Raw genomic sequence first — 15,090 nt, 5'->3', positions numbered from 1 at the left:
GCCCCCCGTCGCCACCCACGGCCGGTCCCGCACCGGCCACCAACGAAAGGACCCGACATGGCACTGACCTCCGTCGAACTGCAGGGCATGACGGCTGCCCAGAGCACCTTCCAGAGCGCCCTGGACGAGGCCACCAGCTCCTACGCCCAGATGGACGGCCAGATCGAGGGCCTGCAGGCCAGCTGGAGCGGCGACGCCGCCTCCGTCTACACCCAGGCCATGCAGCAGTGGTTGGAGGACTTCAACGCCGTCAACCAGGCCCTGCGCACCATGCTCGAAAAGCTCTCCGCCAACACCAACGTCTACGCCAACACCCACGAGAACACCCAGCAGGTCGCCAACCAGGTCGCCCAGACGATCGGTTCGGGCGGCTCCGGCCTGCCCGGCTTCCCCTCCTGACCAACTCCCGCCACCCGTACCGCATCCACATCACAAGGAGCCATCCGATGGCCACGTACACCGTCCAGATGGAGCAGGTCGACTACATCGTCGGCGAGATGAACTCCATCACCCAGAAGATCAACCAGACCCTGACCGACCTGGACAACCAGTCCAAGGTCAACCTCTCCGAGTGGACCAGCGACGCCCAGCAGACCTACGCCCAGGTCAAGGCCCAGTGGGACGCGGCCGCAGCCGACATGACCAGCAAGGCCGCCACCGCCACCCAGCTCCTGGGCAGCATCAACGAGTACTACTCCAACGGTGAACGCCAAGGCGTTCAGCTCTGGGGCTGATCGGCCATGCAGGGATCGAGGGGCTCCCAGCAGCCGGCGCACACGGCGCAGCAGTACGGCGGCGGCACCAGCGTGCCGGCCGGCTCCGGGCACGCCAACAACACCAACTCCTGGTCGGTGCCCGCGGTTCCGGTCACGTCCGGGCAGGGCCACGACACGTCGGTGGACACGGCCTCGCTGGACGTCTTCGCCAACAACATCGACCTGCTGATCGCGCCCACGCGGACGGCCTCGACCACCCTCGGGAACGTCGGCATCGCGCCCGGCGCCTTCTACCACGCCAACCAGATGCGGACCTCGGTCAACGGTCCCAACGGGGACGCGGGGTTGAAGGAGCAGTACATCAAGACCCTGGCCGACCTGGGCCAGGGCCTGGCCGACCTGCGGGACGGGGTGCGGCAACTCAGCGCCCAGTACACGACCATCGAGGACGCCAACACCATGACGGCTACCGACTTCCAGAGTGCCATGTCGTCGTCGCAGGGTGACTTCACCCAGATGATGACCGACGCCGGCGGCTCCGGGAGCAGCAGCACCTCCAGCGGCAGCTGAGCGGCGCAGCCGTTCGGCGAGCCGGCGGTCACCGGACGTTCCGGTCCTGTGCCGGGCGGCCGGTGGCCGTCGCTCCAACACCGTTGACAGCGGCAGGACTTACGACGGCGGACAGCGGCCGGTGACAGGGGAGACAGGCGGGCCATGAGTACGGACTACAACAACAACGGCTTCAACCAGGGCGACGACGGCGCGGTCTTCGGCGACCCGGGGTCCGATCCGGGCTCGGTGTCGGACTACAACACCTGGGACTGGAAGCAGATCATGGCCGCCATCAACGGCATGTCCGCCGGGGTGGACAACTCCGACAACGACACCCATGCGCTGTCCGTGTCCGATCCGAGCACGCTGCAGACGGCCGCGGACGCCTTCTACACCGTGCAGTTGACCCTGTCGCAGATCGCCCAGAGCCTTCAGGACCAGGCCAACGCGCTGGCCGGTCCGCACGGCCCGTGGACGGGTGACGCAGCGGACTCCTTCATCGACATGATGACCACGTTCTCCAAGCAGGTGAGCGCGACCGCCAACGTGCTGTCGGGCGGGGCCACCGGCACCGACTCGGTCCCGCAGCAGCTCGCCGACAACTCGGTCAACCTGCGGACCGCCCAGAACAAGCTCGTGGAGATCGACAACTGGTATGCCAACCAGGCGATCGAGATGGGCGTCCAGCCGATGAGCAACGGGCTGATCCCGATCAGCCAGAAGCCGCAGCTGGTCGAGATGATGACCAGCGACATGCGGGCCGTGCTCAAGAGCCTGGCCGGCGAGTACCAGGTCACCATCGACACGGTCCGCTCGCCCCAGCCGATCAACTCTCCCGGTGACAACAGCCCCAACGACCCCAACGATCCGGGCCTCAACGATCCCGACACGGGCACGGGGCCGACGGACGACATGCCGTTGAGCCCGGTGACGTCGGACCTTCCGAGGGATGCCGAGGCCGATCCGTCGCCCTTCCCGGGCGACCTGTCCACCTCGGACGCGGCCGGGCTGCCCGACAGCGGTCTGGACCCGGCCTCGCTGGACGCCGCGCTCAACCCCGGTGGCTCGGCCGACCCGTCCCCCTTCCCCGGTGGCACCGGCGTCAGCGATCTGGCCGCGCTGCCCGGCGACGGCACCGGGGTCGGCGACCCGTCCGCCTTCCCCGACGGCACCGGCGTCGGGGGAGCCGATCCCGATCCGCTGGGCTCGACCGACCCGCTCGGCGCGCTCAGCCCCTCCTCCTTTCCCGGCGGGACCGGTGTCGGTACCGGCGTCGGCGCGCTGCCCCTGGGCACCGAGGACGACGTCACCGACCCGCTCGCCGACGACACCGGGGAGTCCTTTCCGGGCGGCCTCGGCACCGGCGGCGTGGGCGGCCTGCCGGGCACGGCGGACGACCTGTCCACCGACGGCGCGGGCAGTCCTGCGGCCTTCCCGGGCGGCCTGTCCACCGAGTCGGGCGTGCCCGACGGCCTGGGCACCGGCGTGCCGCTGGACACGGGCGTGCCCGGCGCGGACGGCCTCGGGTCGCTGAGCGGCACCGGCGTCGGCGACACCAGCAGCGACGCGGCCAGTGACGGCATGCCGTACATGCCCGGCGCGGGCGGCGCGGCCGGTCAGCCGGGCGCCGGCGACGAGCGCAGCGACGCCTCCGGCCTGCTCGACGGCGATGTCGCGCCCTGGGAGGGGTCCACGGACGTCGGTGACGGCGACATCGGCTCTCCGCTGGGCACCGCCGCCGGCGGCAGCGGCCTGGACGGCCTCGGCGACCTGGGCGCGGACGGACTGGGCAAGGACGGCCAGGGCGCGGACGGGCTCGGCACCGGGCTGCCGGGCGCGGACGGCCTGGGCGCGCTCGGCGGGGTGGGCGCGGGCGACACCGGCGCGGACGCGGCGGGCGACGGCATGCCCTACATGCCCGGCGCGGGCGGCGCGCCGGGGCAGAGCGGCGACCCGAGCGGCGAGCGCAGCGACGCCTCCGGCCTGCTGGACGGCGACATCGCCCCCTGGGAGGGCGAGCCGGACCTCGACGAGGAGGTGGGTTCGCCGCTGGGCACCACCGCCGGTGGCAGCGGCCTGGACGGACTGGGCGGCCTCGGCGACCTGGGCGCAGGCAGCCCGGGCGCGGACGGACTGGGCGCGGACGGCCTCGGCGCCGGTGGTGCGGACGCCGACGGCCCGGGCTCGGACGTCCCGGCCGCGGAGTCGGGTGGGTCGTCCGCCGGTGACGGCATGCCGTACCTGCCGGGCGCGGGCGGCGCACCGGGCCAGGGCGGCTCCGACGGCGAGCGCAGTGACGCCTCCGGCCTGCTGGAGGGCGAGACCGATCCCTGGCAGGGGGAGCCGGGCACCGCCGACGAGGTCGGTTCGGCCCTCGGTGCGGTCGCCGGGGCTGCCTCGCTCGGCCTGCTGGCGGCCGGGGCCGTGGCCGCAGCCGCGACCGCCGCGCAGCACGAGGAGCCGCCCGCCCTGGCCCGGGCGGAGGCCGCCGCCTGGACCGATCTCCCCGAGGGGGTCGAGGCCACGGCCGAGGCGGTGCCGTCGTCCGCCCCCAACGCGGGGAGCAGCGCGCTGCTGGAGGAGGAGGGGGAGCCGCTCGCCGACGAGCAGGGGGCGCTGGCGGGCCAGGCGGAGGGCGAGGGCGCCGAGGAGAGCGCCGCCTGGGACACGGCCGGGGAGGCGCTGGTGCCGCTGCTGTGGGGGCTGGTCGGCGGCGAGGAGGAGCGCGATGTGCTCTCCTCCGGCTACTCCGGCGCCGAGGACGGTACCTGGACCGGGCAGCCGGCCGGGGCCGAGGCGCCGATCGCCGAGGGTGAGCCGGACGGCCCGGGCTGGGCGACCTGGCAGCCCAACCGCGCCCCCGCCCCCGGCGGCCTGACCGAGCGCGCCCTGGCGGCCACCTCGGCGCTGTCCGCGTCCTGCTCCGCCGAAGCCGTCGCGGAGGAGCCGGAGTTGCAGGAACCGGACGAGCCCGAGGAGCCCGCGCCGGTCCGCAGCATCGCCGATCTGCTGGTCCAGGACGGCGACACCTGGGGCGGCGGAGGGGCGGCGGAGGATGCCGATGCGTTCCTCTGACCGGACTGCCCGAACCACAGCGGCCCCGCACCGGCCCCGATCCCGGAGGGATGCATGAGCACACCGTACGACCAGGGCATCGAGGACCTCCTCGCGCTGTACCGCAGGCAGCGCGAGGAGGCGGCCGAGACCCGCCGCCGGATCAACGAGGTCAGCGGCGTCGGCACCGCGCCCCGGCAGAGCGTCAAGGTCACCGTGAGCGCCAACGGCGAGGTCACCGCCGTCGAGTTCCCGACCGGGGCCTACCGCCGGATGGCCCCCAAGGAATTGTCCGAGGCGATGATGGCGGCGCTGGCGCAGGCCCGCGAGAAGGCGCTGGAGCAGGTGGCCGAGCTGACGTCGCTGGGGCTGCCGCCCGGCGTGGGCGCGGGCGATCTGCTCCAGGGCCGGGCCGATCCCACCGCGCTGCTGCCGGACGACCCGGGCATGCCCGACGCGGTCCGCGACTACATCGACAACGGACGCCCGGACGGTCCGCGCGGCCCGCGCTGAAACCGTTTCCCACCCGCACCGACAGAAAGGCAGGAGGACCACCGTGCCCGACGCGTTCTCGGTCGACACCGAAGGTCTGAACAACCAGATCCCCTACATGCAGGAGCTGGCCGAACAGTTGCGTTCGGTCGGGACCACCCTGGAGTCCACGCTGGACGCGCTGGGCGAGTGCTGGGGCAAGGACGCCGCCGGACAGCAGTTCTTCGGGCAGTACGACAACCCGCACCAGGAGTGGGTGCAGGGCGTCGGCGGCGCCGGGGACGTGGTCGACAGCACGGCTCAGGGGGTCAGGACCATGGCCGTCCAGTTCGACCGGCTGGAGGACCAGAATGTCGCCGCCGTAAGGCAGTTGCAGCCTGCTGACGGCGGTTCGAGCAGCACCGACGACTACGATTCGAGGCCCGGCAAGGAATGAGCATCAACCTGCCCCCCGAGCTGTCCTGGGTCGCCAAGCTGGCCGTCGGCCAGTCCTGGCCCCAGGGCGACGAGGACAAAATGATGCAGCTCGGCGACGCCTGGAACCAGGCCGCCCAGCAACTGGTCACCATCAGCAGCTCGATCGACCCGGCCACTAGCGGCGTGCTGGCCAACCTGGGCGGGTCGGTTGCGGACCAGTTTCAGTCCTTCGTCACCCAGTTGCAGTCCAGCATGCCCGACATGTCGCAGGCCGCAGGCCAGTTGGGCGAGCTGGGACGCAACACCGGGGTGCAGATCGAATACTCCAAGTACATGATCCTGGCCCAGTTGGTCTGGCTGGCCGCAGAGTTGGTACAGCTGGCCTTCTGGGCGCCGGAGTTGGCACCGGCCGCGATCACCTCGGCACGGCTGGTCATCCAGATGATCCTGCGCCGGCTGATCACCGGGATCGCCACCGGCGTCGGCTTCATGGTCAGCATGGACGTCGCCATTCAGACCATCCAGATCCTCAAGGGCGACCGCACCAAGTGGGACACCCAGGACACCCTCTCGGCGGTGGAGAGCGGCGCCATCTCCGGGGCGATCGGCGGCCTGTTCTCCGGCGCGGGCGAGGTGTTCGTGCCCAAGTTCGCCGGATCGCTGATCGGCAAGGCCACGATCGGCGGCATCACCGGCGTGGTCAGCACCGCCGCCATGGACGGCATCTTCGGCGGCGAGGGCGACTTCGGTTCGACGCTCAGCTCCAGCATCATCGGCGCACTGGCCGGTGGCGGCGGCGGGCGCCGCCGGTTCGGCGGGGACGACGACACCGAGCACATCGACGTCGACCTGAAGCTCCCGACCATGCCCGACCTGGACCTGCACCTGCCCGGCCTCGACGACGACGTCAAACTGACGGACGACTTCGGCAGCGACACGGACACCGCCTCCCACACCGGCACCTCCGAGTTCGGCGACGCGAAGACCGGCGAGTCCGACGCGGTGGAGACAGCGGGCGCAGGGCAGGGCCGTACCGCTCCAGTGGTGAGCACCGAGAGCGGTGGCACGCCGGTCACGTCCGTCGGCAACGGCCTGGCCGGTGCGGGCCACGCCGACGGCCGGGCCGACACCCGGACCGGCCAGCAGCAGTCGGCAGCCGCCGGAAACCAGCGTGGCGCCGCTCCGGGTTCCGACACCGACGACGCAGGCCAGGTGCGCACCACGGTCAGCACGGCCACCGGGCACGCGGAGGGCGGCAGCGGTGCCACCGCCGCGCCGTCCGTGCCGCACGAGCAGACGGGCGAGACCGGCCAGACCCGCCAAACCGCCCAGACCGGCGGGGCGGGCGTCTCGCAGGTACGGACGGACTCCCCCACCGCGCAGAACCCGCCCGTCACGACCGTCGGCCGCGCTTCCGAGCAGGACGTCGACACCGAAACCCCCTCACCGGTCACCACCACCTCGACAGCGGCTGACGACCCGGCCCGCCCCGCCACCGGATCGACATCCACCAGCACGTCCGTCGGCACGTCACCCGGCACTTCCGCCGGACAGGTCCGCACGGTCTCCGACCCTGCGCCGTCCGCCGACCCCCGTACGGGCTCGACCTCGGCGGCCTCCGGCAACGGCTCCAGCGCCGAGGGGGCCGGGGCGCACACCCCTGCCCCGAGGGTGGCGACCGAGGCCGCAGGAGCGCCGCAGCCGGTGCGGGAGAGCGCGCATACGCCCTCGACCGCCGTGGCCGGAGCCGTTGCGACCGGGGCCGCTGCCACCGCCGGGCACGGGGATCTTCCGCCCGGCCCGGGCAACGGCGGGCCGGTACGCAACGCCTCCCCCACCGCCGGGGCCGACGTCGGAAGTCCGGTGCGGACCGACAACCCCGTCGTCCCGCCGCCCGCGCGGCTGGATCGGACGCCGCGCTTCGTCGTCCGCTCCGGCTTCGACCTGCGCCGGTTCAGCGTCAAGGGTCAGCCGTTCACCGACCTGACGGTCAAGGTCGCGTTCCGCAACGGGGAGGGGAACCCCGACGCGGAGGACACCCGCAGCCGGGTGCAGCGGGGCGTGCAGCAGTTCTTCAACGATCCGGCCCACCGGCTGCCCAACGGCGACCAGTTGCATGTGACGGTCGAACACGTCGGCGTGGACGAGGCCCCGCACCTGACCGTCGACCTGGTCAGCCAGGACGGGCCGATGGACCAGCGCAGCTGGCCGGTCGGTGCCGAACCGGCCGCCTACGCCCACGAGATCGCCCACCAGTTGGGGTTGCGTGACGAGTACCGCGACAGCTCCGGGCCGCAGCGCCCGCACATCCCCGGCTCCCTGCTGGGCGACTTCCGCGAGCCGTCGCCGGACGGCCTGGGTCAGGGCGGCCTGCGCAGCCGCCATCTGCACCTGCTCGGTGCCCTGACCAGCGGCGGCGGTTCGGACCACCGCGCCGTGCCCACCGACACGGCGGCCGAGGCCGCCCCGAGGGCGCCACAGCCGGCCGCCGCCGGTTCCTCGCACGATGCGGCAGAGCCGACCACCGTGCGCGAGGTCCCGGCCTCGGCCGAGGACATCCCACTCCCGCCGTCCCCGGTCGAGCGGCCCACCGAGCAGAGCACCCCCGGCACCTCGCGGGAGTGGCAGGATGCCCGCGAACAGGCATCCATGACGACGCGTCAGCACACCTGGGTGGACCCGGTGTCGGACCCCAACCGCGAAGCGGCGACTCCGCTGCCGACGCGGGCGCAGCAAGTGCAGGAGCAGCACACGCCGGTCAGCCCGCCCGAGACCACACCGCCGACCGTCGTCCGCCCGCTGGACGACGACGTGTCGGTACCGCCACCCGTCCCGGCCGCACCCCACACCGCCGACGGCTTGGCGGACACCGTCCGCCAGCCCGTGCCCACCATCGAGCACCCGACCGTGCACAGCACCGTCGAACCGCCCGAGGCCGCGCCGGTACGGCTGACGCAACCCGCCGCCACGAGCAGCGACGTCACCAGCGACCGTCCCACCACGGTCGAGGGTTCAACGCCGCCGACCGTGGCCACCCACGTCCCCGCGCAGCCCCTGGTGGTCCGCGACGCGTCCACGCTTCCCGCCACCAAGGCCCGCACCGCCGACGACACCATCGCCGACGACACCACCGGCGACGCCGCCACCCGTCCCACCACGGACGCAACTACCGACGACACCGCCACCCAGCGACCCACCCCCGTCGAGGCGCCGACGCCGCCGACCAGCTCCCGGACGCCCGCTCCGCCCCCGGTGACCCGCGACCTCTCCCGCGACGCCCTTCCGGCGCAGGATCCGACTCGGTCGGCGCCTCGGCCGAATCCGCGTACGGTCGCCCGGAAGCAGGTCAACGCGGTGGCCAGCAGTTCGCGGTCCACCCGGGACGCCGCAACCCAGCCGACCCACACCCCTCCGCCCGCACCCACGCGACCCGTGCCTCCGGTGCCGCGCCCGCACCCGACGACGTCGGGGACGCCGCCCTGGACCACCCATCACCTCTACGACCCCGCGTTCGCGCCCCGTGATCCGGTGGCGCCGGAGGACGTCCGTACGCCGCCCGCCCGGATCGTCTCCGGCAAGCAGCTCTCCGGCGGCGACCTGCTGGTCAGCCTGCACGAGGACGACAACGTGGTGGTCAGCCGGATCACCGCGCTCTTCGGCAGGGCCCTCGGCGACGACGAGGCCGGGCAGACCATCGCGCACAGCTTCTTCGGCAGCTCGACGGTGAAGCCCCGGCTGTCCGCCATGTCCCGGGGCGATGTCTGGGAGGCCCCGTTCAAGGCCAAGGGCTGGTCCGGCACGGTGACCATGAGGGTCAGCGTCGACAGCCACCTCTACCTGTCCGAGGCGCCGAAGCTGGAGTTCGAGGGCGGTTCGGAGCACCAGGTCGTCCTCGGCCGGACCAGCGACGGGCTCACCCGCTACCAGGGCGGCCTGTCCAGCAAGTTCAAGACCGGCAACGGCGACATCACTCCGCAGGTGACGTACACGCACGAGCGTCTGGACGGTTCCACCCGGACCGACGGGGCCCGGACCATCGCTCGGGGCAAGACCACCGAGGCGGCCTCGCTCTTCGGCACCTCCTTCCGGCTGTCGCTGGACTTCTCCGACGTCAAGAAGTTCGGCAAGAGGTACGAACTGCCTCTGGGCGGTCAGCACGCGTCCATGGACATCCGCGGCACGGTGGCGGTGCCCAAGCGCGACACCCTGGACGCGCGGGACCGCCCGGTTCGTCCGAAGACGCTGTTCGCACCCCCGCAGCGCATCGTCAACTCCCGCCGGATCGGCGGCTCGGACATCGTGGTGGACGTGTCGGCGACCCGGCTGGCCAACGGCGCCGTCACCACCAAGGGCATCGAGTCGGTGCTGGTGGACGCCGACACCGACGGGCGGGGGGTCTTCGGGGACATGTGGCCCAAGGTCCGCACACAGCTGGCCGAGCAGGTCGATCTGGGCCAACTGCACCAGGATCTCAAGGGCATGATGTCCGGTCAGCCGCTGCGGGTCGAGGTTCCCGGGCGTTTCGGCAGCAGCAGCAAGGGCGTTGTGGAGATCAGCGCCTCCGTTCACTCCATGTGGCATGTGGCCAACACCGATTCGACCGAGTTCAACGTCGGTACCGGCGTGGTCCGTTCGCAGTACGACCTCGGCACCCGGAGCCATCTGGGGCAGCTGCCGGTGCCGGGCAACATCGCCAAGATGATGCCCGGGATGCTCGGCGGCTCCGGCTCGGAACAGCGCGGACGGGACCGGACGGCGATCTCCGGTTCGTCCCAGGACGTCACGGTCACCACGAAGTTGAAGACCGGCGGCGCCGTCTTCGACGGCAAGAGCACGCTGCAGTTGCACTTCAAGCTGATGAACGGGAACGACACCGTCCGCGAGGCCCGGCCCACGTCGCAGGTGGACTTCACCAGCATCATCGAGCAGCACGAGGCGCGTGATGTCACCGGCCAGGCCGGGCCGTTGGATCCGACCCGCTTCGAGGCGGCGAACCCGCCGGCCGGCCCGGCGGGCAACAACCGGGTGTGGCAGACCGGGCAGGTCGTCGCCGAGCCGCCGCGCTCGGTGTGGGGCGCGGCCGGCCCGAACACCCCGCCCCCGGCCGGCCCGCACGGTCTGCGCGACACCGTCACCACGCGCGACCTGGGCGATGTGCGCCCGCTGCACGACCAGCTGGACCAGCTCGGCCTGACGCACTTCCCGGACGTCTGGAAAGACATCCGGGAGGAGGTGCTGGACACCTACAGTCACCCGATGGTGGCCGGGCACCTGACCTCCATGACGCGTGGACTCTCGCTGGAGACACCGGAGTTGAAGGCGGCCCTGCTGCGGCGCGGGATCAAGGTGTCAGCGACCGCCCGGGTCACCCGGATGGAGTTCAAGCGGATGGAGGAGAAGACCGAGCTGAACTCGGTCTCCGAGACCGGCGTCTCGGGCTCCAACCGCACGGTCTTCGAGCGCACCCGCGCAGGCAACATCCTGGGCGGCTACGAGGCCAAACTGAACCACCCGGCGACGGACTCCGCCGGAGGCTCCGCCACGGGCGCCGCCCACTCCTCGGGTGACGCCCCCGCGCACACCACCGGCACCGAGGGCGGCACGGCCGGGAGCGGGGACTCGCATCCGGAAGCCCCCACCGACGACATGGACATCGAGGGCTCCTACAGCCTCCAGCACCGCAACCGCATCGGCTGGCGTTCGGGCACGGCGGGCAAGGCGTACGCCAACGGCAAGTACAAGCAGCCGCAGGCGCTGTTCGACTCCCGGGTGGCGATCGACGTCCGTTTCACCCGGGGCGACGCCACCCACACCGCCACCGTGCCGCTGGACGCGGAGTTCAGCATGGACGCGCGGGACACCATGGCCCACACCATGACCGCGAACGGCCCCGCCGTCTTCGACCACCCGGCCGCCGCACAGGCCCACGGCCCCGCTGCAACAGCGCCGGTCCCCGCCCCGAGCACGCACCCGACACCAACACCGACACCGGCGCACCCGGCCACGGCACCGGCGCCGACGCACCCGGCGCCGGTGCCCCCTCCCCCGCGGCAGCCGTTCGTCGCCCGGACCCCGCCGGCCGACCTGCGCAGCGCCCCGGACCGGATCCAGCACCGCGGCGCCATGGGCGCGTCCGACGTCCTGCACAGTCTGGGCCCGGACGACTCCCGGCTGCTCAACCAGGTGGAGCGCACCCTGGCCAACCGCTTCGGCCGACCCGTCCCGGACCAGCTGCGGATGCAACTGCGCCAGCAGCTGGACCCGTTCGCGCTCAAGGGGCAGCTGTCCCGGATCTCCCGGGGGGGCTCGATCACCGTCCATGTGGACGCGGGCGGCTGGAAGGGCACCATCAAGGTCCGCGCCGGACTGGCCAACTTCCGACACACCGAGACCGTGGACCCCTTCGAGTTCGAGTTGGGCAACCAGTACCGGGCCTCCACCGGCATCTCCCGCGACCAGCGGACCCGGCACATCCTGGGCCTCCCGATCAAGGTCAAGGTGCCGCACGTCAACATCAACGCCTCCTACACCCGCGCCTTCGACTTCTCCCGCAGCATGACGACGGACACCGCGGGCTCCACGGCGAGCCGGGGCAAGAACAACGAACCGGCGGGGCTGTTCACCGGCCAGATCCACTTCGGCGTGGACTACGACCTGCGCAACAACCTCAGTCACTTCGAGCACCACCCCACCGTCGTCATGGACGGCGCCGTGGTCGCCGTGCCGCTGCGCGACGCCCCCACCCCCCAGGGGCTCCAGCAGCCGGCCCGGCCCATGGCGGTGCCCGACCGGATCAGCAGCAGCTGGCGGCTGGGATCGTCGGACGTGGTCACCGACGTCTTCCCGCTGCACGGCGGCGGCCCCCGCCACACCGTCGTCGAACGGACCGTGGACCGGATCGGCAACACCGGCAGGAACACCCTGCGCGGCGACTGGCCGGGCATGCGCGAGAAGATCATCCGGGCCATCGGGGACGACGCGCTCGTCCCCGCGCTGAAGCCGATGATGTCCGGTGAGGAGATGGTGATCCGGCACGGCCGCAGCGAGGTGCGGATCAGCTCGTACGTCAGCAGGCTGCGGCAGACCGGCGAGGTCCCGGTGACCGAGTTCAACACCGGCACCGCCGCACAGCGCTCCTTCGCCTTCGCCGACGACGACGGCGGCAGGGACCGGGGCAACAACCACACCGTCTCCGTCTCGGCCCAGGGCACCACCAACCCCCTGCCGCACGGCGTCGCCGGGGTGTTCGGACTGGGCGGCACCCGCTCGTGGGGCCACGACGAGGCCCGGGTGACGGCCGGGTCGGCGTCGACCGGCATGACCTCCAAGAGCAAGCGCGAGGGCGTGACCGCGGCCGGAACCGCGCAGCTGGTCTTCACCATGACCCGGCGGCCGCTGCTGAGCCTGCACAACAGCGAGCGGGTGGTCCTGGAACCCATGTCCCGCGCGTTCCGGCAGCAGGCCGTCGACCGCAGCAATGCCTACCTGCAGCGGGAAGCGCTCCGGAACCCGCCCCCACCGGGCGCCCCGCCCCGGATCGGGGCCGCCAGTTACCACGGCGGTGCGGAGCCGCCGCCGCGCACCGCGATCCGGATGATCGGCGACATGCCCGCCTCCTTCGTGCACGGGGTGCGCAGCATCGTCCACGGGGACAACGTACGGGTGATCCGCTCGGTCCGGCGGATGATGGCCCCGCAGCGGAGCAGCGCGCAGACCGAGGTGGGCTTCGAGGCGACGCTCCAGGCGTCCGAGACCCGACCCCTGGAGACCGGGGAGCCGCCGGTGTTCGTGGCCCGGCCGAACCCGGCCGAGCAGCAGCAGCTCGCCCAGTTCCGGGCAGCCCAGCCGCCCGCGCCCGCTCCTGGCCCCGCCCCCGTGCGGGTGCCGCCCGCACGCGTGTGGACGGAGGGTCTGCGGGACGTCGACGTGACCCGGTGGATCGGCGACTCCTCCGGCATCGGCGACATCATCCGGGCGCGCGGGCCGCAGTTCTTCGGCAAGGGCACCTGGGCCCGGATGAACGACGTCGCCCGGCAGGCGATCGGGCACAGCCAGCTGTCGTCCGGCTTCAACCCGGCGACGCGCGGCGACGACCTCAGCACCCCCAGCGCCGGGCACCGGCTGTTCGTGAACCAGGCCCAGGTCAAGGCGTCGGTGAAGCTGCTCAGCCTGGAGTACGAGGCCAGCGACAACAAGGTGGAGCTGAGCCCCGCCAGCGAGGTCGGCACGACGACCCGGCACACCGACCTGGACTGGACGCTCTGGGGCGGCCAGGGCCAGATCGGGGTCGAGGCGGACGCCGGACACGCCGAGGCGACGGTGCTGCTGACGGCCGGTGTGCAGCACCGCAACCGCGGCGGCCCCCTGCTGGAGCAGGGCGGACGCGTGATCGCCAGCGGCAAGTTCAACACCCCGATGGCCCGGTTCACCGGCCACGCCGAGGTGACGCTGACCTTCTCCGACGGAGGCCGCCAACTCCAGGAGAAGGGCGTCATCCCGGTCACCGTCGACATCCCCGAGCACGAGACCACCGGCGGCACCCGGCCCGGCGACACCTACCTGGTGTTCTCCGGAGCACACCAGCAGGGCGACCAGGTGCCGATGGTCCGCAACCCCCCGCAGCCGAACAACGGCGGCCAGCAGGCGGTCCCACCGCCCCCCGCGCGCACGGCCCCGGCCTCGACCCCGACTGCAACCCCGGTCTCGACCCCGGCCGCCACCCCGCTCGCCACCGACACCACCCGGCAGGCGCCGCCGCCGATGATGCACGGCGCCCTCCCCCCGGCCCTGCCGAACCGCCCGATCACCACCCAGCCCGCCGCGCCCGGCAACCCGCTGCCGAGCCGCACGGCGGACGACACCGTCGCCCCGGCCCCGCCCGACCGGGTCACGGTGCCGCTGCCCACCACTCCCGTCCCGGCCCCCACCGCCCCACTCCGACAACCAGCCACCGTCACGGCCCACGACACCGTCGTCGCCGCTCCGCCCAACCGGATCACGGTGGTGCAGCCCGCCACGCCGCCCGTCCCGCGCATCGTCGTCTCGCCCCCGAGCGACGAGACCGTCGCCGCGCCGCCCCCGGTCGTCCACGACGCCGCACCGCCCCCGGCCGCGCCCGGCTCCACCACCCTCGCCGACGTCCCGTTCCAGCCCGCGCACCCGGCGCCGCCGGAGCAGCCCGGCCCGCCGCCCGCACCGGAGGTGGTGCGCACGGCACCAGCCTCGACGTCTGCCGCGCCGGTGACGGTCGAGCCGGTGACGGTCGAGCCGGTGACGGTCGAGCGGGTGGCCAGCCAGGCCCTCGGCTTCGACGGCTCCTCGGCGGATCTGGGCGCGGGCCAGAGCACCGCGATCGAGTCGGTGGCCTCGCATGTCGCCACCAGCAGCCTGGTGCAGGCGCAGAGCGGCGGCCTGCCGCCGGTGGTCACCGTCGAGGCGCACGCGACCGTGACCCACGGCGGCCGAGCGCACTTCGGGCAGTCGTTGCAGCTGTCGGCGCTGCGCGGGGCGGCCGTCGCCGAGGCGTTCCGTGAGGCGCTGGGGCAGCAGTTGACCGATCTGCACGGCCCGGACACTCCGCAGGTGGCGGTCGAGTCCATTCCGATGACGGTGTTCCCGCGCGGCAGCCAGGGCCGGCCGCAGCTGCCGCTGCCCGCCGAGCACCTGCCGGGCGACCACGACCAGACCGTCCTGCACGTGGACCTGCCGCACCAGACGCCGCGCCAGCAGCCCGCACAGCAGCAGCCACCCGCAGGGCAGCAGCAGCCGCAGCCGCCCCCGCCGCAGGACTGAGCCGCCCAGGGGCCAATCGTCGGCGGCCGGGCGCGCCTCCCCTGCGCGTCCGGCCGTGCTGGGTAGA

General features: G+C 73.0%; 7 protein-coding genes. All 7 read left to right on the top strand.

The features are described 5' to 3' along the window. Positions 1–57 precede the first annotated feature (57 nt). The 7 genes from GXW83_RS16865 (at position 58) to GXW83_RS16835 (ending at position 15,023) form a co-directional block, all read left to right on the top strand. On the top strand, positions 58–399 hold the full coding sequence (locus GXW83_RS16865; protein ID WP_182443883.1) for a WXG100 family type VII secretion target: 342 nt from the start codon (positions 58–60) through the stop codon (positions 397–399). Between the two features lie 47 nt (positions 400–446). Continuing rightward, a complete protein-coding gene (locus tag GXW83_RS16860) occupies positions 447–734 on the top strand; it encodes a WXG100 family type VII secretion target (RefSeq protein ID WP_182443882.1) in 288 nt (95 codons plus the stop codon). A 6-nt stretch (positions 735–740) separates the two neighbouring features. Further along, complete coding sequence (locus tag GXW83_RS16855; RefSeq protein ID WP_182443881.1) at positions 741–1,286, top strand: hypothetical protein; 546 nt, start codon at positions 741–743, stop codon at positions 1,284–1,286. Between the two features lie 144 nt (positions 1,287–1,430). Then, positions 1,431–4,343 (top strand): WXG100 family type VII secretion target, encoded by a 2,913-nt coding sequence (locus GXW83_RS35065; protein ID WP_182443880.1) that lies wholly within the window; start codon positions 1,431–1,433, stop codon positions 4,341–4,343. 54 nt (positions 4,344–4,397) lie between these two features. After that, positions 4,398–4,835 carry a YbaB/EbfC family nucleoid-associated protein gene (locus tag GXW83_RS16845; protein ID WP_182443879.1) on the top strand — a complete coding sequence of 146 codons (438 nt, stop codon included), beginning with the start codon at positions 4,398–4,400 and terminating at the stop codon, positions 4,833–4,835. Between the two features lie 43 nt (positions 4,836–4,878). Next, positions 4,879–5,250 (top strand): WXG100 family type VII secretion target, encoded by a 372-nt coding sequence (locus tag GXW83_RS16840; RefSeq protein WP_182443878.1) that lies wholly within the window; start codon positions 4,879–4,881, stop codon positions 5,248–5,250. Then, complete coding sequence (locus tag GXW83_RS16835) at positions 5,247–15,023, top strand: hypothetical protein (RefSeq protein WP_182443877.1); 9,777 nt, start codon at positions 5,247–5,249, stop codon at positions 15,021–15,023. The genes GXW83_RS16840 and GXW83_RS16835 overlap by 4 nt, the downstream gene beginning before the upstream one ends. Positions 15,024–15,090 lie beyond the last annotated feature (67 nt).

It is taken from the genome of Streptacidiphilus sp. PB12-B1b, assembly GCF_014084125.1.
Classification (GTDB): Bacteria; Actinomycetota; Actinomycetes; order Streptomycetales; family Streptomycetaceae; genus Streptacidiphilus.
This window is presented reverse-complemented; position numbering and strand designations above follow the sequence as displayed.